This is a genomic window from Streptomyces sp. NPDC043853, assembly GCF_056436025.1.
Genome location: NZ_JBWKDJ010000002.1, coordinates 60,488 through 78,949 on the forward strand (window position 1 = coordinate 60,488; position 18,462 = coordinate 78,949).

The following is an 18,462-nucleotide window of genomic DNA, read 5'->3' on the forward strand; positions in this document are numbered from 1 at the left end:
ACGGAGGCTACTGGGCCGAGGGGCCGCGGCGGCCGGGGCGGCCGCCGGATCCGATGCGGCTGCGGGCCGAGGCGCCGGCCGCGCCGCCGGAGCCCGCCGCGCCGCCACGCCGTCCTCCGCCGCCGGAACCGGTGGCGGAGCCCGCACCGGAGCCGGAGCCCGTGCCCCGGGACCGGCCGCCGGAGCGGGAGGCCGAGCCCGTACCGGAAGCGGGGGCAGAACCCGAGCGGGAGCCGGAAGCCGAACCCGAGCGGGAACCCGAGCGGGCGTCCGATCCGGAACCGGAGCCCGAGCCCGTGCCGCGGGACCGGCCGCGGGAGCCGGACCCGGCGGTCTGCGCGCCGCCGTCGGCCGCGGCCGACGTCCCGCCGCCGCCCGCGCCGCGGCGGCGCGAACGCCCGCCACCGGCCTTGGCCGCCTTGGGCTGCTGCGCGGGCTGCGGGACCTCCAGGACCACCGGGACGCCGGAGGGCTCGCGCGCCCCGGTCAGCCGGCTCAGCTCCTCGTCGGAGGACTTGATCTGGGCCGTGCGCGGGCGGATCCCCGCGTCCGACATCAGCCGGGTCATCTCGCGCTTCTGCTCCGGCAGGACCAGCGTCACCACGCTGCCCGACTCCCCCGCCCGGGCGGTGCGCCCGCCCCGGTGCAGGTAGTCCTTGTGGTCCGTCGGCGGGTCGATGTTGACGACCAGGTCCAGGTCGTCGATGTGGATGCCGCGGGCCGCGACGTTGGTCGCCACCAGCGCCGTGACCTCGCCCGTCTTGAACCAGTCCAGGGTGCGGTTGCGCTGCGGCTGCGACCGGCCGCCGTGCAGGCCGGAGGCCCGTACGCCGCTCGCGAGGAGCCGCTTGACCATCCGGTCCACCGACCGCTTGGTGTCGAGGAAGAGGATGACCCGGCCGTCCCGCGCGGCGATCCGCGTGGCCACGGCCTTCTTGTCGGTCTCGTCCAGCACGTACAGGACGTGGTGCTCCATCGTGGTGACCGCACCGGCCGACGGGTCGACGGAGTGCGTGACCGGATCGGTCAGGAACTCCTTGACGAGTTTGTCGATGTTCTTGTCCAGGGTCGCGGAGAACAGCAGCCGCTGGCCGCCCGCCTCCACCTGCTTCAGCAGCCTGGTGACCTGCGGCAGGAAGCCCATGTCGGTCATCTGGTCGGCCTCGTCCAGGACCGTGACCGCCACGCGTTCCAGCGTCACGTCGCCCCGGTCGATGAGGTCCGCGAGCCGCCCGGGGGTGGCCACCAGCACCTCGGCGCCGCGCGCCAGCGCGCCCGCCTGCCGGTTGATGGACATGCCGCCGACCACGGTGGCGATGCGCAGCCGCAGGCCCTGCGCGTACGGGGTCAGGGCATCGGTGACCTGCTGCGCGAGTTCCCGGGTCGGTACGAGGACCAGGGCGAGCGGAGCCTTCGGCTCGGCCCGGCGGCCGGCGGTGCGGGCCAGCAGGGCCAGCCCGAAGGCCAGGGTCTTGCCCGAGCCGGTGCGGCCGCGCCCGAGCAGGTCACGGCCGGCCAGCGAGTTGGGCAGCGTCGCGGCCTGGATCGGGAACGGCTCGGTCACCCCCTGCTCGGCGAGGGCCTTCAGCAGGGCCTCGGGCATGTCGAGGTCCTCGAACGCCGCCACGGGCGGCAGCCCGGGGGTCAGCGTCTCGGGCATGGTGAACTCCTGCGGCCTCGCCGGCTGCGCGGGAGCTGACTTCTTGGAGCGCCCCCCGGCGCCCTGGGCGGCGGATCCCCGGCGGCGGGCGGAGCGGCGGGCGGCGGGTATGGAGCTGGAGCTGGTCATATGAGAGTTCACGCTAGCACGCGGCGATCGGGCTTCCCGGCCACGAGGAAGCGCTTCCGGCCGCTTCCTGGTGGCCGGGAAGGAGGGTCCCGGCCGGTCCGGGCGGCCCGGCGCCCGGCATACGCCACACATATGCCGGGCATATGCCGCGCGACCCGGTGTGATGAGTGGTTGAATCCCCGGATGGCAGAGATCAAGGAGCCCTGGGGGCTCAGTGTGCTCGGCGTGGGCGGCGTGTCGGCGGAACCCCGGTTCGCCCGTGTCGGGCTGGGCGTCGACGTCCTCTCCCCGACCCCGAAGGAAGCGTTCGCGGAGGCCGGCGCGGCCGTCGGTCGGCTGCGCGCGATCCTGCGCGAGCACGGCATACCCGACGCCGACGTGTCCGGCTCACGGCTCGGACTCACCTCCAAGTACGAGGGCTACGGCGCCGACCGGACCTTCGAGGGCTACGCGTGCAAGGCGACGTACACGGTGCGCACGGCGGCCCTGGAGCGGCTGGAGGTGCTGATCGACGACGCGGTCACGGCCGGCGCGAACCGCGTCGACGAGGTCTCCTTCGAGGTCGACGACATGCCCGGGATGCGTGACGAGGCCCGCCGCCGGGCGGTGGCGGCGGCCCGGCGCAAGGCCGAGGTCTACGCCGAGGCGTGCGGGGTGCGGCTGGGCGCGGTGGTCCACATCGAGGACGTGGACCCCGAGTCGGTGGGCAACTACAGCCACGGCCGCCGGCGCGGCGGGGACCCGGAGGGCGATGGCACGCTCTCCCCCGGCTCCGTCCACGTCCAGGCGGCCGTTCTGCTCGGCTTCGCCCTGAGGCCTGAGGCCTGACGCCGGACGCTTGACGGCCTGGCGCCTGGCGCCTGGCGCCCTGATGTCTACGGGCCTGACGGCGGTCGGCCGGGCCGTTACAGGCGTTCGATGATGGTGACGTTGGCCTGCCCGCCGCCCTCGCACATGGTCTGGAGGCCGTAGCGGCCGCCGGTGCGTTCCAGTTCGTGGAGCAGGGTGGTCATCAGCTTCACGCCCGTCGCGCCCAGCGGGTGACCCAGGGCGATGGCGCCGCCGTTGACGTTCACCCGGTCCGGGTCCGCGCCGGTCTCCTTGAGCCAGGCCAGGACCACCGGGGCGAACGCCTCGTTGATCTCCACGAGGTCGATCTCGGCCAGGGTCAGTCCGGTCTTCTTCAGGGCGTGTGCCGTGGCCGGGATCGGGGCGGAGAGCATCCGGATCGGGTCCTCGCCGCGTACCGAGAGGTGGTGGATGCGGGCGCGCGGCCGCAGCCGGTGTTCCCGGACCGCGCGTTCCGAGGCGAGCAGCATGGCGGCCGCGCCGTCGGAGACCTGGGAGGAGACGGCGGCGGTGATGGTGCCGCCCTCCACCACGGGTGCGAGGGCGGCCATCTTCTCCAGGCTGGTGTCGCGGCGCGGCCCCTCGTCGGTACGGACCTCGCCCCACGGCACGGTCTCGCGGTCGAACCGGCCCTCGTCAATGGCCCGGACGGCCCGCTGGTGCGAGCGGAGCGCGTACTCCTCCATGTCCGTGCGGGAGATGCCCCACTTGTCGGCGATCAGCTGCGCGCCGTGGAACTGGTTGACGGGCGCGTCCCCGTAGCGTGTGCGCCAGCCCGCCGAGCCGGCGTACGGGCCTTCCGTCAGGCCCAGCGGTTCGGCGGCCTGCCGGGAGGCGAAGGCGATCGGGATCATGGACATGTTCTGGGTGCCGCCGGCCACGACCAGGTCCTGGGTGCCGGACATCACGCCCTGCGCGGCGAAGTGGACGGCCTGCTGCGAGGAGCCGCACTGGCGGTCGACGGTGACCCCGGGCACCTCTTCCGGCAGTCCGGCGGCCAGCCATGCCGTGCGGGCGATGTCCCCGGCCTGCGGGCCCACGGTGTCCAGGCAGCCGAAGACCACGTCCTCCACGGCCGCCGGGTCGATGCCCGAACGTTCGACGAGCGCCGCCAGGACGTGCGCGCCCAGGTCCGCGGGGTGGACGCCGGACAGGCCCCCTTTGCGCCGGCCTACGGGGGTGCGCACCGCTTCGACTATGTACGCCTCGGGCATGGCTGAAGCTCCTTCACCGGATCACGGGTGGTCACGTGGGTCGCGTACGTCATGTGAATCGCGTACGTCACGTGCGCGGGTCGCGTGACCGCGTGCCTCACGTGCGTACGGCGATGCCGTCCAGGACCATCGACAGGTACTGGCGGGCGATCTCCTCGGGGCTGTGCTGTCCGCCCGGCCGGTACCAGGACGCCGCGACCCACACCGTGTCGCGCACGAAGCGGTAGGTGAGGCGGATGTCCAGGTCGGCCCGGAACACCCGGGCGGCGACCCCGCGCTCCAGCGTCCCCAGCCACGCCTCCTCGAACTTCACCTGCGAGTCGGAGAGGTAGTGGAAGCGGGGCTGTGCGGACAGGGTGCGGGCCTCCTTCTGGTAGATCGCGACGGCGGCGCGGTGCCGGTCGATCTCCCGGAAGGACTCGGTGACGAGCGCCTCGATGGTCTCGCGCGGGCCGAGGCCGGCGGCGAGGACCGCGTCGTAGCCCTCCCAGAGTTCGTTCAGGAAGGCGGAGAGGATCTCGTCGAGCATCGATTCCTTGGAATCGAAGTGGTAGTAGAGGCTGCCGGCGAGCATGCCGGCGGCGTCGGCGATCTTGCGGACGGTGGTGGCGTTGTAGCCCTGGGCGGCGAACACCTCGGCGGCGGTGCGCAGGAGTTCGCGGCGGCGTTCCGGTGAGGCTGCCACCTGAGTCTTCTTCTGCGTCTTCGGGGTCGTCGGCTCGTTCGCCTGCTCGTTCGTTGGCACCGGACCATTCTGGGCTAGGCATGCTGACTGCTGACCGACACGGTCTCCCCGGTCATGTACGACGAGTAGCCGCTGGCCAGGAAGACGATGACGTTGGCGACCTCCCAGGGTTCGGCGTACCGGCCGAAGGCCTCGCGGGCGGTCAGTTCGTCGAGGAGCTCCTGGCTGGTGACCTTCACCAGGTGCGGGTGCATGGCGAGGCTGGGTGCGACGGCGTTGACCCGGACGCCGAATTCGGCGGCCTCCAGGGCCGCGCACCGGGTCAGCGCCATCACTCCGGCCTTGGCGGCGGCGTAGTGGGCCTGGCCGGTCTGGGCGCGCCAGCCGATGACGGAGGCGTTGTTGACGATCACCCCTCCGCGGCCGGCCGCGCGCAGGGAGCGCAGGGCTGCGCGGGTGCAGCGGAAGGTGCCGTTCAGGGTCACGTCGAGGACGGTGGACCACTGCTCGTCGGTCATGTCGGCCAGGGCGGCCGTACCGCCGAGTCCGGCGTTGTTGACGACGATGTCGAGGCCGCCGTGGGTCCGTTCGGCGCAGGCGAACAGGGCCTGGACCTGTTCCTCGTCGGTGACGTCGCAGGGCAGCGCGGCGACCCGGTCGGCCCCGAACTCGGCGGCGAGCGCCTGCTCGGTCTCCTTCAGGCGGCGGGCGTGGGCGTCACCGATGACGATGCGGGCGCCTTCCTCCAGGAAGCGGCGGGCGGTGGCCCCGCCGATGCCGGCGCCGGCGGCGGCGGTGATGACGGCGGCCCGGCCGCGCAGCAGCCCGTGGCCGGGGACGTACTCCGGTGCGCTCATGCGCGTGCCTCCTTCGGCCGGGGCCCGGCCGGTTCGTCCGGCGCTCGGCCCCTCGTCGGCCTCTCGGCCTCTCGGCTTCTCGGCTTCTCGGCTCTCTCGGCTTCTCTCGGCTACTCGGCACTTCTCGACGCCGCTCCGGGCGTACGTTAACCTACCAAACACTTGTTAGGGAAGCAGAATCCGCAGTGGAGGAGAGCCCGCAGTGGACCTGACGCACACGCCCGGCACGGAGGCCCTCCGCACCGAGGCCCGGGACTGGCTGCGCGCACACGTGCCGGCCGTCCCGCTGCCCTCCCTGGAGACCGCGGAGGGCTTCGCCGCGCACCGGGAGTGGGAGGCCACGCTGCACACGGACCGCTGGTCGGTGGTGTCCTGGCCCGAGCGGTACGGCGGCCGGGGCGCGGACATCTTCGGCTGGCTGGTCTTCGAGGAGGAGTACTACGCGGCAGGGGCCCCCGGCCGGGTCTCGCAGAACGGCATCAACCTGCTCGCGCCGACCCTGTTCGACCACGGGACGGAGGAACAGCGGGCCCGGGTGCTGCCGTCCATGGCGAGCGGAGAGGTGATCTGGGCGCAGGCGTGGTCCGAGCCGGAGGCCGGCTCGGACCTGGCCTCGCTGACCTCCAAGGCGGTACGGACGGACGGCGGCTGGCTGCTGTCCGGCCAGAAGACCTGGTCCTCGCGGGCCGCCTTCGCCGACCGGGCCTTCGGGATCTTCCGTACCGATCCGGAGGCGGCCCGGCCGCACCACGGGCTGACCTACCTGATGTTCGACCTGCGGGCGCCGGGCGTCACGGTCCGGCCGATCGGGCGCCTGGACGGCAAACCGGCCTTCGCCGAGCTCTTCCTCGACCAGGTCTTCGTCCCGGACGAGGACGTGATCGGGGAGCCAGGGCAGGGCTGGCGGATCGCGATGTCCACGACGGGGAACGAGCGGGGGCTGACGCTGCGCTCTCCCGGGCGCTTCCTGGCGGCGGCGGACCGGCTGGCCGCGCTGTGGCGGGCGGGGGGTGGGCCGGAAGGCGGCGGCGACGCAGGCGACCGAGGCGACCGAGGCGACTGGGACGGTGGGGACCACGGCGGGGACCGCGGCGGGGACGGGAGGAATGCCGCGGTGCGGGACCGGGTGGCGGACGCGCTGGCCGGCGCCCGCGCCTACGAGCTGTTCACCTGGGCGAACGCCTCGCGGTTCGCGGCGGGCGAGACGATCGGCGCCGAGTCCAGCCTGAACAAGGTGTTCTGGAGCGAGTACGACATCGCCCTGCACGAGACGGCGCTGGACCTGCTCGGCCCGGACGGCGAACTGGCCGACGGGGAGTGGGCCGAGCCGTGGGTGTTCTCGCTGGCGGGCCCGATCTACGCGGGCACCAACGAGATCCAGCGCGACATCATCGCCGAGCGGCTGCTCGGCCTCCCGAAGGGCCGCCGCTGATGCGATTCCTGCCGACCGGCGAGCAGTCGGAGTTCGCCCGTACGCTGCGCCGGCTGCTCGGCGCCTCGGACCTGCCGGGGGCCGTCCGCGCCTGGCAGGCCGGCGACACCGGGCCGGGGGCCGGGGTGTGGCGGAAGGTGGCTGACACGGGCCTGTTCGCCCTGCCCGTCCCCGAGGCGTACGACGGGCTCGGCCCGCTGCCGGTGGAACTGGCGATGGGCTTCGCGGAGCTGGGCCGGGCGGGGATGCCGGGGCCGCTGGCGGAGACGGCGGCGGCGTGCGTGCTGCTCGCCTCGCTGGGCGGGGAGGGGGCCGAGGGTGCGGCCGCACCGGCCAAGCGCTTCCTCCCGGCGCTCGTCGCGGGCGAGACCCGGGCCACGGTCGTCCTGCCCGGCGGAGGGCCGTACGCGCTGGACGCGGACACCTCGGACCACCGCTTCACCGTGTCCGCGGACGGGGAACTGCGGCTGTCGCCGGCACCGGGGGCCGGGGCGGTACGAGTCTCCACGGACCCGGCGCGCCGGCTCGCCGGGCCGGCGCCGGGCGGCGAACTGCTCGCCTCCGGGCCCGCGGTGCTCGCGGCGGCGGCGACCGCACTGCGCTGGGCGCGGCTGCTCACGGCCGCGCAGTGCGTCGGGCTGGGCGAGGCGCTGCTGGCCCGGACCGTGGAGTACGCGCAGCAGCGGACCCAGTTCGGCACGCCGATCGGCGGCTTCCAGGCGGTCAAACACCGGCTGGCGGACGTCCTGCTCGGCCTGGAATTCGCGAAACCGCTGGTCTGGGCGGGCGCGCTCGCCCTGACGGGCGGGGTGGCGGCGGTGGACGACGTGGCGGCGGCGAAGCTCATGGCCGGGGAGGCGGCGTATGCCGCGGCCCGGGCCGCCCTCCAGCTGCACGGTGCCATCGGCTACACCGAGGAGCTCGACCTCTCCCTGTGGCTCCGCAAGGCCCGCCCGCTCCGTGACGCGTGGGGCTCCCCCGCGATGTGCCGTGCGGCACTGCTCTCCGCCGGGCCATGACCTCGCCCGGTGGGCGCGGCTCCGGCTCCACCGAGGCGCGGCAGGCGTTCCGCACGGCGCGGCCCACCCAGCCCGGTGGCGGCGCCCCTCCGCCGAGGCGCGGGCAGGCGTTCCGCAGGGCTGTGCCCTCCCCGCGCCGTGGGGGTGCCGTACCTCCGGCGGAGGTATGGGCAGGCACCTCCGCCGAGGTGTGGGCGGGCCTCGGCCGGAGGTGTGGGCGGCCTCCGCCGAGGTGTGGGCGGCCTCCGCCAAGGTGTGGGCGGCCTCCGCCAAGGTGTGGGCGGCCTCCGCCAAGGTGTGGGCGGCCTCCGCCAAGGTGTGGGCGGCCTCCGCCAAGGTGTGGGCAGGCGTTCCGCAGGGCGGAACGGGTGGGCACACCGGAACGCCGCCCAGCGGGCAGCGCTCCCGCCCCACCGAAGCCATGGCGCGCTTTCGCCGCAGCGCCGCCCGGCCATGGCGGTGGCTTTGCCGGACCCGGCACCGCCAGGAGCGGAGCTCCGCCCGGACGGGGGTCCGGACCGCAGCCGGACCGGGGCGCGGGGTGGCTGCGCGAGCCCTCGCGGGACCGGGGTGCCGTGTGCCCACCCGTGCCGCCCCAGCGGCACGACTGCCCACACGGCCGGTGGAATCGGGCAGCCTGCCCGCACGGCGGGTGGTGTGCGGTAGCCGCGCACCCCACGGCCGCGGGCAAACGGCCGGCGAGGCCGTAGGGCCTCAAGGCCGACACAGGAAAGCGGGCGTGGCCGCATGGCCCATGGGCAGGATGGAGGCATGGCAGAGCAGCGCGTGAACTCCGAGGTGCGGGCCCGGTCGTTCAGTTCGGCCGCCGGGCGGTACGGGACGTATCGGCCGACCTATCCGCCCGCGGTGTTCGACGCGGTCGAGGAGATCGCCGGGCGGCCGCTCCGCGGCGCGCGGGTCGCGGACGTGGGCGCGGGGACCGGCCTGGCCACCGAACGGCTGCGGGAGCGCGGCGCCGAGGTGATCGGGGTGGAGCCCGGCGAGGGCATGGCCGCCGAGTTCCGGCGCCGGCTGCCCGGCGTACCGGTGGTGCGGGGGGACGGCAACCGGCTGCCGTTCGCCGACGGCCGTCTCGACTTCCTCACCTACGCCCAGTCCTTCCACTGGACCGACCCCGCCCGGTCCGTGCCCGAGGCGGCCCGGGTCCTCCGTCCCGGCGGTGCGCTCGCGCTGTTCTGGAACGAGCCCGACGTGTCCGTCCCCTGGATCGCCGAGCAGGACGCCCGGCTCAAGTCCCGCTTCGGCGAGGGCTGGTACGTCGCCGACCACACCATCCCGCCCGCCGACCTCGGTCTCGGCTTCACCGGCCGGATGCTGCACTGGGTCCGCCGGGTCCCGCTCGACGTCCACCTCGCCAAGCTGTCGACGCACTCCCTGTTCCTCACCGTGGGACCGGAGGGCAAGGAGTTCCTCGCGGCGGAACGGGACCTCCTGGGCGACCGCTTCCCCTCCGGTGAGATCGACGAGCACTACGCGGTCACCCTGCTGGTGGGCGTCCGCAGCCGCCCCGCCTGACCGCCCCCGCCCGGCCCTGACGCCGCCCTCGCGCCGCCCCCACGCCGCGGTCAGGCCGCTGTCATGCCGCCGTCCACGGTGAACTCCGCGCCGGTGATGTACGAGGAGGCGTCCGAGCAGAGGAACAGCACCAGCCCGGCGACCTCCTCGGGCCGGCCCATCCGGCCCAGCGCCAGGTGTGACCAGTCCCGTCCGGCCACCGCCCCGGCGACCATCGGGGTGTCGACCGCCCCGGGGTGCACCGAGTTGACCCGGATCAGGTCCGCGCCCAGGTCCAGCGCCGCCGAGCGGGTCAGGCCGCGCAGGCCGAACTTGGTGGACCCGTACGCCGCGTGGCCGCGGATGCCGACCAGTCCGGCCGTGGAGGAGATGTTGACGACCGACCCGCCGCCGGCCGCCCGCAGCACCGGGGCCACCGCCCGAATGCCGAGGAACGGGCCGAGGAGGTTGACCCGGATCAGCTCCTCGAAGCCCTCCAGGCTCTGCCGCTCCACGTGCGCGGTGCGCCACAGCGCCGCGTTGTTGACCAGCGCCGACAGGGTGCCGAAGGCGTCGACCGCCGCCCTGACCGCCGTGTCCCAGCTCGCCGGGTCGGCCACGTCGTGCCGGACGAACACGCCCTGGCCGCCGAGTTCGGCGGCGACCGCGCGTCCCTCCTCCTCGCGTACGTCGGTGAGCACGACCCGCGCCCCCGCCTCCGCGCACAGCCGGGCCTCGACGGCGCCCTGGCCGCGGCCCGCGCCGGTGATCAGCACCACCTTGCCGTCGAGCGCCCTCGAACCCTCCGCTCCGCCCACCCCGTCCACCCACCCTCCGGAGACACGCCGCGTATTTCTAATAGGCATACCTCTAGCAGGCTCGGCCGAAGGACGGAAGACGGCCGGACGGCGGTCGTAGACTGCGCTCCGTGGCAGACGACACGACGGAAGCGGCGACCGGGAACGGGCGCGGTCTGCCCGCGACCGCCTGGGCCGTGCTCGGCCTGCTGTCCTTCGGCGAGGAGCTCTCCGGCTACGACCTGAAGAAGTGGTCGGACCGGTCCCTGCGCTTCTTCTACTGGAGCCCGTCCTTCAGCCAGATCTACGGCGAGCTCAAGCGACTGGAGAAGGCCGGCTACGCCGTCTCGCGGATGGTCGCGCAGGAGACCGGCATCCGCGACAAGCGGGTGTACCGGATCACCGACGAGGGCCTGGCCGCCGTACGGGACTGGGCCCGCGGGACCCCGGTCGACGCGCCGGTGCTCAAGCACGGGCCGATGCTGCGGCTCTGGCTGGGGCACCTGCTGGAGCCGGACGGGATACGCGAACTGCTCCGACAGCACGGCGAGTTCGCGGAGTCGATGCGGCTCCGGGCGGCCGCCGACGCGGAGGGCGCAGAGGAGCGGGCCGTGGGGGCCTACCCCGCGCTCACCCTCAGATGGGCCGAGCGGTACTACGCCTCCGAGCGCGACCTCGCGGCCGCCATGCTCTCCGACATCGAGGAGCTCGGCGGGCTCCCTTGACGGTCCCGGAGCGCCGCACCCGTCGCGCCCCCGCTTTGGCGCTTTGATGGAACCATGACGACGAACAACTGGGCAGCGTTCGAGAAGGCCGAACCCGAGTTCGCGGACCAGGTGCAGAAGCGCTTCGGGCAGTACAAGCACCACGTCCTGGCCACCCTGCGCCGTGACGGCTCGCCCCGGGTGAGCGGCCTGAACACCGAGTTCCGCGGCGGGGAGCTGTGGCTGGGGATGATGCCCGGCTCGATGAAGGCACGGGACCTCGAACACGACCCGCGCTTCTCGCTGCACACCAACCCGGGCGCCGACGAGAGCATGCCGGACGGGGACGTGCGGATCTCCGGCCGGGCCGTCGAGGTCGTGGACCCGCCGGAACAGCACCGGTTCGCCGAGGAGACCGGCACCGAGCACCCGTTCCACCTGTTCCGCGTGGAGCTGACGGAGGTGGTACGGATCGGGGTGGAGGGCGACGAGCTGGTGGTCCGGGCCTGGACCCCGGAGAAGGGAACGCACACCTACCGCCGGGGCAACGACGACGAGCCGGCACGGGAGGACCCGCCCGGGTCGGCTTCCCCGGCCTGAGCTCCGGCAGGGGTGCCGGCCTCAGGAGGCGAGGAGCACGGCGAGGGCCGGCCCGAAGGCGCCGCCCAGCTGGTAGCAGAGGGTGAAGAGGCCGAGGGCGGCGGGCCGCTGCGCGGCGTCGACCCGGCCGGCGGCCCGCACGGAGAGGGTGGCCTGGCCGCCGGTGGTCGCGAACACGGCCAGACCCGCGGCCGGCAGCAGCAGCACGGCCCACGGAGTGGCCAGCGCCGTCGTCAGGGCCAGACCGCCGGCGACGAGCAGTACGGCGAGCACCCGGCCGTGGCCGAGCCGGACGGATGCCGCGGCGAGCAGCCAGGACAGCACGGAACCGGCGAGCAGGACGGCCAGCTGCCCGGCACCGATGGTGCCGGTAGTCCAGTCGGTGCGCTCGCCGAGCCACCGCGGGACGGCGAACAGCAGGGTGAAGTAAGAGGTGGACAGGGCGCAGGCGATCAGCGCCGACGAGAGGAACCCGGGGGCGCGCAGCACGGCGACGGGGACGAAGCCGGCGGAGCGGGCGCGTACGTGTGCGGCGAGCAGGCCGCCCAACGGCAGTGCGAGCGCGAGGGCGGGCAGCGGATACCGGGGCACCAGCACCAGCGCGGTGACGAGGGCGACGACCAGTCCGGCGCCGCGCCCGTCGAAGGGGGCGGCGGAGTCGGGCCGCCCCGCGGCCGTGTGCCGGGCGACCACCGGTACGGCGGCCAGCGCGAGGACGGACACCGAGAGCGCGACCCGCCACGACAGGGCGCCCTCGACCCAGGAGCCCAGGAGCGGGCCGGTGGCTCCGAGCACACCGAACCCGGCGGTGACCACGCCCATCCGGCGGGCGGATCCGGCCAGGCCGATGGCGACCGCGATCAGTCCGGCGCCGCCGAGCGCCTGCGCGGTCCGGCCCGCCAGGGCGAGGGGCAGCCAGGGCGCCGCGGCGAGCAGCACCGTCCCGCCGAGCACCAGCAGGGCGCTCGTCCACAGCGCGCGGCGGGCCCCGCGCAGCCGTACCAGGCCGGCCATCAGCGGGGTGCCGATCGCCATGCCCCAGGCGTAGAGCTGCACGAACCAGGTGGCGGAGGCGGTCCCGGTCCCCCAGGCGGCGGCGATGTCGGGAAGGGTCAGCACCGGCGCGTTGGCCCCGGCGGCGGCCGGGGTGGCGAGCAGGGCCAGCCACAGGGGGTGGACCGGTGCCGCCGCACGGCCCGTTTCCGCCCCCGCGTCCGGCTTCGGGCCCGGGCCCGCTCCCCACCGCACGGTCCGCACGTCCAGCCGCATCCCCATGACGACCCCCTTCTCTCAACATTGATTATCTCAACGTTAAGAGAATGGCGGACGATCCCCCACCCGTCAAGTCTCTTAACATTGAGAAGGTTTACGTTGAGAGGAGAGTGCGGTGAGCGACGCGATCGACGCGATCATCGGCCAGTGGAGTGCCGAACGGCCCGATCTGGAGGCGGAGATGTGGCCCGTCCAGCTGCTGGGCCGGGTCCAGCGCCTGTCCCGTGTCATCGACCGTGAGTACAAGGTCTTCCTCAGCGGGCACGGCCTGGAGCTGGGCGAGTTCGACGTGCTCACCACCCTGCGCCGGTCCGGGCCGCCGTACGCGATGACGGCCGGCGCCTTCCTGAAGGCCGCCATGGTCACCTCGGGCGCGATCACCAACCGCATCGACCGCATGGAGGCCAAGGGCCTGGTCGAACGCGTCCGCGACCCCGATGACCGCCGTCAGGTCCTGATCCGGCTCACCCCGCACGGCCGCGCGCTCATCGACGAGGTGATGGAGGGCCACTTCCGGAACCTGGCCGACATCGTCGCGGGCCTCCCCCGCGAGGAGGCCGAGGCCGCCGGAGCCGCCCTCCGCACCCTGCTGGAGTCGCTCGGAGACACCTCCCTCGGCTAGGGCCTGTCCGGCGTGGTCGTACCGATGGCGTGGTAGAGGCCGCCGCCCTGGGCGGTGCCGAAAGCGGGACAGTCCGTCGCCGTGCCGCCTCGGATCGTGGTCCGGGTGAGGGTCACATTGCCCGTCGTGTCGACGAAGAGGATGCGGAACTTGTCGGCGGCCTTCCTGTCCCGGGCGATCGTCGCCCCGTGCCCCTCGATGGTGATCTCGCAGGGACCGAGCAGCGGACGTGCACGGCTGCGTCGGCATGGACAGCCGGGGCGGGGACCGCCACCAGCGCACCGGTCAGGAGGCCGAGGACGGTCGGGGCATGCTGACGGGACATCGAGGACTCCTCCTTGAGCACCGGACGGTCGGACTGCGGGTGGACGCACACCGGCCGAGCACAGCCGAACACGTGCGGCCGCCGCCGGTTCCCCGGCGTGATCCGTACGGGGCAGACCCGTATCCGAGCGCGGGCCACAACCCCGGGTACAGTCTCCTGTCGATCTTGATCGGCTCGGGGGACGGGAGCGGCACATGGCACGGCGGGGCGGGCGGTACGAGCAGCACGGGCAGCACGAGCAGCACGAGCGGCGGCCGAACGGATGGGCTCCGCCCGGGAGGGCCGACGCGGGACCGTACCGGCCGGTGGCGGCGGACCGGTCCGAACCACGGCACGGCTGTGTGACGGCTCTGATGGCTCCTTTCGTCACGGCGGCCCGGTTCCAGCGGCCCGGGCGCGAGGACCGGCTGGCCGACCCGGCCATAGCCGGGGCCCAGGTGGCCCGTACCGGCATCGGCCTGGGCGCCACGGCCTGGCTGTTCTACGCGTTCTCGCTCCGCCAGGAGGCCGGAGACGTGATCGAGGACAAGATCACCGAGATGCTGATCGCCGCGGCGGTGCTGACGGTCGTCGGGGTGCTCGCGCTGGGCGCCTTCGTGGCCGCCGCCCGGCCGCCGCTGCGCAGCGGGTACCGCCGGCGGCTGCGCGGCCCGCTGACGGCGTTCGGCGCCCTCTTCGGGGCCGCGGCCCTGCTGTCGTTCACGCTCGTTTCCGACCTGCGCGACCAGGTGTTCGGGGGAGCCGGCGGCATCGGCTTCGTACTGAGCCTGCTCATCGGGCTGACCTCCCTGTTCCTGCTTCCGTTCGTCCTGGCGTCTTCGGTGCTGTGCGTCCACCACTCCTTCCGGACCGCTGATGTCCACGAGGTGCTGCCGCCCCTGCTCTCGCCGGTGGTCGTCGTGGTGATGTCGGCCCTCCAGGCCGTCGACGGGCCGCCGGTCAACGCCCCGCAGAGCGTGTGGTTCCTCTTCCTCGCGGGCGCACCGCTGTCGGTGGCGGCCCTGTCCGTCTGGGAACTGCGCCGGCTGCGCACCCGGTACGGGATCACCCTGCGCGGCGCCCTGGGCCGGTAGCCCATGGCACGGCGCCAGGCCGCGACGGCGCCGGCCGGGAACCGACCTGCCGCGTGCTGCGTCGGATAGCGCGTGCACAAGAGGATGAGCAGACTGCTGACCCTGGCCGCGGTACTGCTGGCCCTGCAGGGCGCGAGCCTGGCCGGTCCGGCGTACGCGTGCGGCTGCGGGGCCATGGTCACCGACCGCACCTCCCGCCTGGGCGTGGAGAAGGAGATGTCGGTGGTCCGCTGGGACGGACGCACCGAACAGATCGTCATGAGCTTCACCGTCGACGGCGACGCACCCCGGGCCGCGTGGATCATGCCGGTGCCGACCCGGGCCACGGTGGAGCTCGGTGACCCGACGCTGTTCGCGGATCTGGCATGGGTGACCCGGCCCGAGCGGAAGACCCGCCACTACTTCTGGCCCCGGGAGGACGACTGGCCGTTCTCCGCCGGGGAACGCGACGGCGTGGGCGCCGCCGCGCCTGCCGGGGCCGCGCCGGTCGGCGTGGTCGGCCGCGAGCAGCTCGGCGACTTCGACGTGGCCCGGCTGACCGCCACCGACCCGGACGCCCTGCGCGACTGGCTGACCGCCAACGGTTTCGAGCTGCCGCCCGCCCTGGCCTCGGAGTTGCGCCCGTACGTGGAACAGCGCTGGGAGTACGTCGCCGTACGCCTCGCCCCGCGCGAGCCGGGCCGGAAGCTGTACGGCACCCTCGACCCGCTGCGGATCCGGTTCGCCAGCGACCGCGTGGTCTACCCGATGCGGCTGTCCCGGCTGGCCCGAACGCCGCAGGCCCTCGGCCTGTACGTGCTGGCCGACCACCGCATGGAACCCCGTGACGCGATCGGCGGCGAGGACCCCGAGGTCACCTTCGCGGGCCGCGTCGAGCCCTCGCCCACCGAACCCCTGGCCGCCCTGACCGACGGCCGCCCGGCCTACCTGACGGCCATCGAGCAGGACTTCCCCCGCCCCTCCGCCATCACCTCCGACCACGAACTCGTTCGCAGCCCGAAGGACACCCCCTTCCGCCGCGCCACGTACACCGACGCCCTCCTCACGGTGGGCCCCGGCATCCCGGCCTGGCTCCTCACCACGGTCTCCGTCCTCCTGGTGGGCACGGCAGCCCTGTTCACCCTCCGTCTCCGCCGCCGAAAGGCCCGCCGGGTGGCCGTCCCGTCCTCGGGATGACGGCCTCCGGCCACCGGCCGCCACTGCGCCCTCCCTCGCCCTCCCCTTGGCGGTGATCTCCGGAAGGGCAAGCCTGCCGACCGTTCCTGAAGGCCGGTCAGCGGAAAATGTGGTGCCCCGAACCGTCCCCGCTCCCTACACTCGCGGTGCCGATCGGGAACGACCTCTCGACCGAGCCATCGCCGAGTGGAATCGAAGAGAAGGGGAACAGGGTCATGTGCCGTAGCCGTAGCCGCGCTGCCGCCGTCGCCTTCGTTCCCCCCGCCCGGTACGACGTGATCCGGGTGTCCTCGTGCGTACGGTGCCGGCTGCGCGGCCGACACCGTATGCCCGTGACGCACTTCTGAGCCGCACTCACGCGCTCCGCCGTCCGGGGAATCGCGCTGCCCTGTGCTCACGCACGCAGCATTCTTCGAAAGGCCTCCGGCCATGCGCACGCACGTCCTCAACCCCCTGACCGCCGTCCGCAACATCGGCATCCTCGCCCACGTCGACGCGGGCAAGACCACCCTCACCGAGCGCGTCCTGTTCGCCACCGGCACCATCCACAAGCGGGGCGAGGTCCACGACGGCACCACCGTCACCGACTTCGACGCGCAGGAACGCGACCGCGGCATCACCATCTTCGCCGCGGCCGTGAGCTGCACCTGGGACGGACACCGGGTCAACCTGATCGACACCCCCGGCCACGTCGACTTCTCCGACGAGGTCGAACGCTCCCTACGGGTGCTGGACGGGGCGGTCGCCGTGTTCGACGCCGTCGCCGGTGTGGAACCGCAGAGCGAATCGGTGTGGCGGCAGGCCGACCGGCACGGTGTCCCCCGGATCGCGTTCGTCAACAAGCTGGACCGGGCGGGCGCCGACCTCGACACGGCCGTCGCCTCGATCCGGGACCGGCTGGGCGCCGTACCGCTGGTGGTGCAGCTGCCCGTCGGCCGGGAGTCCGGTTTCACCGGTCTCGTGGACCTGCTCCGCATGGAGGCCCTGACCTGGGACGGAACCTCCGAGGCGGACACCGTGGGCGCCGTCCCGGAGGAGCTGCGCGAGGAGGCGGCCCGAAGGCGCCGGCTCCTGGAGGAGACGGTCGCCGAACTCCACCCGGGCGCACTGGAGGAGTTCTGCTCGGCGGGCGCGCTGAGCCGGGAGACCCTGGCCACGGCCCTCCGGGACCTGACCCTGTCCGGGGACGGCGTGGTGGTGCTGTGCGGTTCGGCGTACAAGAACCGCGGGGTCGAACCACTGCTGGACGCGGTCCTGGCCTACCTGCCCTCGCCCGCCGACGTGCCGCCGGTACGCGGCACCCTGGAGGAAACGGAACAGGAACGGGAAGCCGACCCGTCGGCACCGTTCACCGCCCTTGCCTTCAAGGTCGCGGCGACCCCGACGGGCCGGCTCACCTACCTGCGCGTCTACGCGGGCACGGTCCGCAAGGGCGAGTCGGTCCTGGACCCGGCGACCGGCCGGACCGAACGCATCGGCCGCATCCTGCGGGTGCAGGCCGACCGCCACGAGGAGAGGGAGGAAGCGGTGGCCGGTGACATCGTCGCCGTGGTCGGCCTGAAGTCGGCCCGCGCCGGTACGACGCTCTGCGCGCCGTCGGCTCCGCTCGTGCTCGAACCGCCCTCGGTGGCCGAGCCGGTGGTGTCGGTGGCCGTCGAGGCCCGCCGCAGCACCGACACCGGCCGGCTGGCGTCCGCCCTGGCCCACCTGGTGGAGGAGGACCCGTCCCTGGTCGTCCGCACGGACGCCGAAACGGGGCAGACGCTCCTCTCCGGAATGGGCGAACTGCACCTGGAGGTGGCGGTGGAGAAGATCCGCCGTGACCGCGGGGTGGAGGTCTCGGTCGGCCGGCCCCAGGTCTCGTACCGGGAGACGGTCGTCGACGGGGTGGCGGGCTTCGTCCACCGCCACGTCAAACAGGACGGCGGTGCGGGCCAGTTCGCCCACATCGTCTTCGACGTGGAACCACTCGCAGAAGCAGAGGAGGAGACCTTCGTGTTCCGCTCGACGGTCACCGGCGGCCGGGTGCCGCAGGAGTTCGTGCGCGCGGTGGAGGCCGGCTGCCGGGACGCCCTGGCGGAGGGCCCGCTGGGCGGCCACCCCGTGACGGGTCTCCGCGTCACCCTCACCGACGGCGCGACCCACACCAAGGACTCCTCGGAGATGGCGTTCCGGGCGGCGGGCCGCTTCGGCCTGCGCGAGGCGCTCCGCGCGAGCACCCTGGAGCTCCTGGAGCCGGTCGCGGAGGTCACGGTCACCGTCCCGGAGGACGCGGTCGGCGGGGTCCTCGGTGACCTCGCCTCCCGCCGCGGCCGGGTCTCCGGCTCCACCACCCGCTCCGGCACCTCGGTGATCACGGCGGCGGTCCCGCTGGCCGAACTCTTCGGCTACGCCTCCCGCCTCCGCAGCCGCACCCAGGGCCGCGGCACCTTCACGGCCCGCCCGTCGGGCCTGGCCCCGGTCCCGGTGCAGGTGGCGGCGGAGGTCCTGAAGCGGTAGCCGTCACGGGGACTAGCAGCCGTGCCGCGCCCGG

16 protein-coding genes are annotated in these 18,462 nt (G+C 73.9%); 10 read left to right on the forward strand and 6 right to left on the reverse strand.

Annotated elements, in window-relative coordinates; translation table 11 throughout:
* Positions 1-7: 7 nt before the first annotated feature.
* The gene (locus AC067U_RS05540) at positions 8-1,789 is read right to left on the reverse strand and encodes a DEAD/DEAH box helicase (protein ID WP_478828347.1); all 1,782 of its coding nucleotides are present in this window, start codon (positions 1,787-1,789) and stop codon (positions 8-10) included.
* Between the two features lie 183 nt (positions 1,790-1,972).
* Between AC067U_RS05540 and AC067U_RS05545 the strand changes: the two genes are divergently transcribed.
* Positions 1,973-2,617, forward strand: coding sequence for an SIMPL domain-containing protein (locus AC067U_RS05545; RefSeq protein WP_478828348.1), 645 nt, complete (start codon positions 1,973-1,975; stop codon positions 2,615-2,617).
* A 77-nt stretch (positions 2,618-2,694) separates the two neighbouring features.
* Here AC067U_RS05545 and AC067U_RS05550 read toward each other — a convergent pair whose 3' ends face one another.
* The 3 genes from AC067U_RS05550 to AC067U_RS05560 form a co-directional block, all read right to left on the reverse strand.
* Positions 2,695-3,852 carry an acetyl-CoA C-acetyltransferase gene (locus tag AC067U_RS05550; protein ID WP_478828349.1) on the reverse strand — a complete coding sequence of 386 codons (1,158 nt, stop codon included), beginning with the start codon at positions 3,850-3,852 and terminating at the stop codon, positions 2,695-2,697.
* Between the two features lie 97 nt (positions 3,853-3,949).
* Positions 3,950-4,597: a TetR/AcrR family transcriptional regulator gene (locus AC067U_RS05555; protein ID WP_478828350.1), complete on the reverse strand. Its 648-nt coding sequence runs from the start codon at positions 4,595-4,597 to the stop codon at positions 3,950-3,952.
* Between the two features lie 14 nt (positions 4,598-4,611).
* Complete coding sequence (locus AC067U_RS05560) at positions 4,612-5,394, reverse strand: SDR family oxidoreductase (protein WP_478828351.1); 783 nt, start codon at positions 5,392-5,394, stop codon at positions 4,612-4,614.
* Between the two features lie 202 nt (positions 5,395-5,596).
* Between AC067U_RS05560 and AC067U_RS05565 the strand changes: the two genes are divergently transcribed.
* The 3 genes from AC067U_RS05565 to AC067U_RS05575 all read left to right on the forward strand — a co-directional run bounded on the left by AC067U_RS05565 (position 5,597) and on the right by AC067U_RS05575 (position 9,381).
* A complete protein-coding gene (locus AC067U_RS05565; RefSeq protein WP_478828352.1) occupies positions 5,597-6,826 on the forward strand; it encodes an acyl-CoA dehydrogenase family protein in 1,230 nt (409 codons plus the stop codon).
* A complete protein-coding gene (locus AC067U_RS05570; RefSeq protein WP_478828353.1) occupies positions 6,826-7,845 on the forward strand; it encodes an acyl-CoA dehydrogenase family protein in 1,020 nt (339 codons plus the stop codon). Before AC067U_RS05565 ends, AC067U_RS05570 begins: the two co-directional genes overlap by 1 nt.
* Before the next feature lie 771 nt (positions 7,846-8,616).
* On the forward strand, positions 8,617-9,381 hold the full coding sequence (locus AC067U_RS05575) for a class I SAM-dependent methyltransferase (RefSeq protein ID WP_478828354.1): 765 nt from the start codon (positions 8,617-8,619) through the stop codon (positions 9,379-9,381).
* 50 nt (positions 9,382-9,431) lie between these two features.
* Here AC067U_RS05575 and AC067U_RS05580 read toward each other — a convergent pair whose 3' ends face one another.
* Positions 9,432-10,187 (reverse strand): SDR family NAD(P)-dependent oxidoreductase, encoded by a 756-nt coding sequence (locus AC067U_RS05580; RefSeq protein WP_478828355.1) that lies wholly within the window; start codon positions 10,185-10,187, stop codon positions 9,432-9,434.
* 101 nt (positions 10,188-10,288) lie between these two features.
* Between AC067U_RS05580 and AC067U_RS05585 the strand changes: the two genes are divergently transcribed.
* Positions 10,289-10,882 (forward strand): PadR family transcriptional regulator, encoded by a 594-nt coding sequence (locus tag AC067U_RS05585; RefSeq protein WP_478828356.1) that lies wholly within the window; start codon positions 10,289-10,291, stop codon positions 10,880-10,882.
* A gap of 54 nt (positions 10,883-10,936) precedes the next feature.
* Positions 10,937-11,461 carry a pyridoxamine 5'-phosphate oxidase family protein gene (locus AC067U_RS05590; RefSeq protein ID WP_478828357.1) on the forward strand — a complete coding sequence of 175 codons (525 nt, stop codon included), beginning with the start codon at positions 10,937-10,939 and terminating at the stop codon, positions 11,459-11,461.
* A 21-nt stretch (positions 11,462-11,482) separates the two neighbouring features.
* On the opposite strand, the gene AC067U_RS05595 is transcribed toward AC067U_RS05590, so the two are convergent.
* Positions 11,483-12,736 carry an MFS transporter gene (locus AC067U_RS05595; RefSeq protein WP_478828358.1) on the reverse strand — a complete coding sequence of 418 codons (1,254 nt, stop codon included), beginning with the start codon at positions 12,734-12,736 and terminating at the stop codon, positions 11,483-11,485.
* Positions 12,737-12,848: 112 nt separating this feature from the next.
* On the opposite strand from AC067U_RS05595, the gene AC067U_RS05600 reads away from it, so the two are divergent.
* From AC067U_RS05600 to fusA, 4 genes are all read left to right on the forward strand, one after another.
* A complete protein-coding gene (locus AC067U_RS05600) occupies positions 12,849-13,355 on the forward strand; it encodes a MarR family winged helix-turn-helix transcriptional regulator (RefSeq protein WP_478828359.1) in 507 nt (168 codons plus the stop codon).
* A gap of 678 nt (positions 13,356-14,033) precedes the next feature.
* The gene (locus AC067U_RS05605; RefSeq protein WP_478828360.1) at positions 14,034-14,753 is read left to right on the forward strand and encodes a hypothetical protein; all 720 of its coding nucleotides are present in this window, start codon (positions 14,034-14,036) and stop codon (positions 14,751-14,753) included.
* Positions 14,754-14,837: 84 nt separating this feature from the next.
* Positions 14,838-15,929: a DUF2330 domain-containing protein gene (locus AC067U_RS05610; RefSeq protein WP_478828911.1), complete on the forward strand. Its 1,092-nt coding sequence runs from the start codon at positions 14,838-14,840 to the stop codon at positions 15,927-15,929.
* Positions 15,930-16,358: 429 nt separating this feature from the next.
* Positions 16,359-18,428 carry an elongation factor G gene (gene fusA / locus AC067U_RS05615; protein WP_478828361.1) on the forward strand — a complete coding sequence of 690 codons (2,070 nt, stop codon included), beginning with the start codon at positions 16,359-16,361 and terminating at the stop codon, positions 18,426-18,428.
* Positions 18,429-18,462: the final 34 nt, after the last annotated feature.

What these genes read in the sequence shown, in the direction of transcription:
- AC067U_RS05540 (WP_478828347.1), bottom strand. Translation starts at nt 1,789, where the DNA reads ATGACCAGCTCCAGCTCCATACCCGCCGCCCGCCGCTCCGCCCGCCGC.
- AC067U_RS05545 (WP_478828348.1), top strand. Translation starts at nt 1,973, where the DNA reads ATGGCAGAGATCAAGGAGCCCTGGGGGCTCAGTGTGCTCGGCGTGGGC.
- AC067U_RS05550 (WP_478828349.1), bottom strand. Translation starts at nt 3,852, where the DNA reads ATGCCCGAGGCGTACATAGTCGAAGCGGTGCGCACCCCCGTAGGCCGG.
- AC067U_RS05560 (WP_478828351.1), bottom strand. Translation starts at nt 5,394, where the DNA reads ATGAGCGCACCGGAGTACGTCCCCGGCCACGGGCTGCTGCGCGGCCGG.
- AC067U_RS05570 (WP_478828353.1), top strand. Translation starts at nt 6,826, where the DNA reads ATGCGATTCCTGCCGACCGGCGAGCAGTCGGAGTTCGCCCGTACGCTG.
- AC067U_RS05575 (WP_478828354.1), top strand. Translation starts at nt 8,617, where the DNA reads ATGGCAGAGCAGCGCGTGAACTCCGAGGTGCGGGCCCGGTCGTTCAGT.
- AC067U_RS05590 (WP_478828357.1), top strand. Translation starts at nt 10,937, where the DNA reads ATGACGACGAACAACTGGGCAGCGTTCGAGAAGGCCGAACCCGAGTTC.
- AC067U_RS05595 (WP_478828358.1), bottom strand. Translation starts at nt 12,736, where the DNA reads ATGGGGATGCGGCTGGACGTGCGGACCGTGCGGTGGGGAGCGGGCCCG.
- AC067U_RS05605 (WP_478828360.1), top strand. Translation starts at nt 14,034, where the DNA reads ATGGCTCCTTTCGTCACGGCGGCCCGGTTCCAGCGGCCCGGGCGCGAG.
- AC067U_RS05610 (WP_478828911.1), top strand. Translation starts at nt 14,838, where the DNA reads ATGAGCAGACTGCTGACCCTGGCCGCGGTACTGCTGGCCCTGCAGGGC.
- fusA (WP_478828361.1), top strand. Translation starts at nt 16,359, where the DNA reads ATGCGCACGCACGTCCTCAACCCCCTGACCGCCGTCCGCAACATCGGC.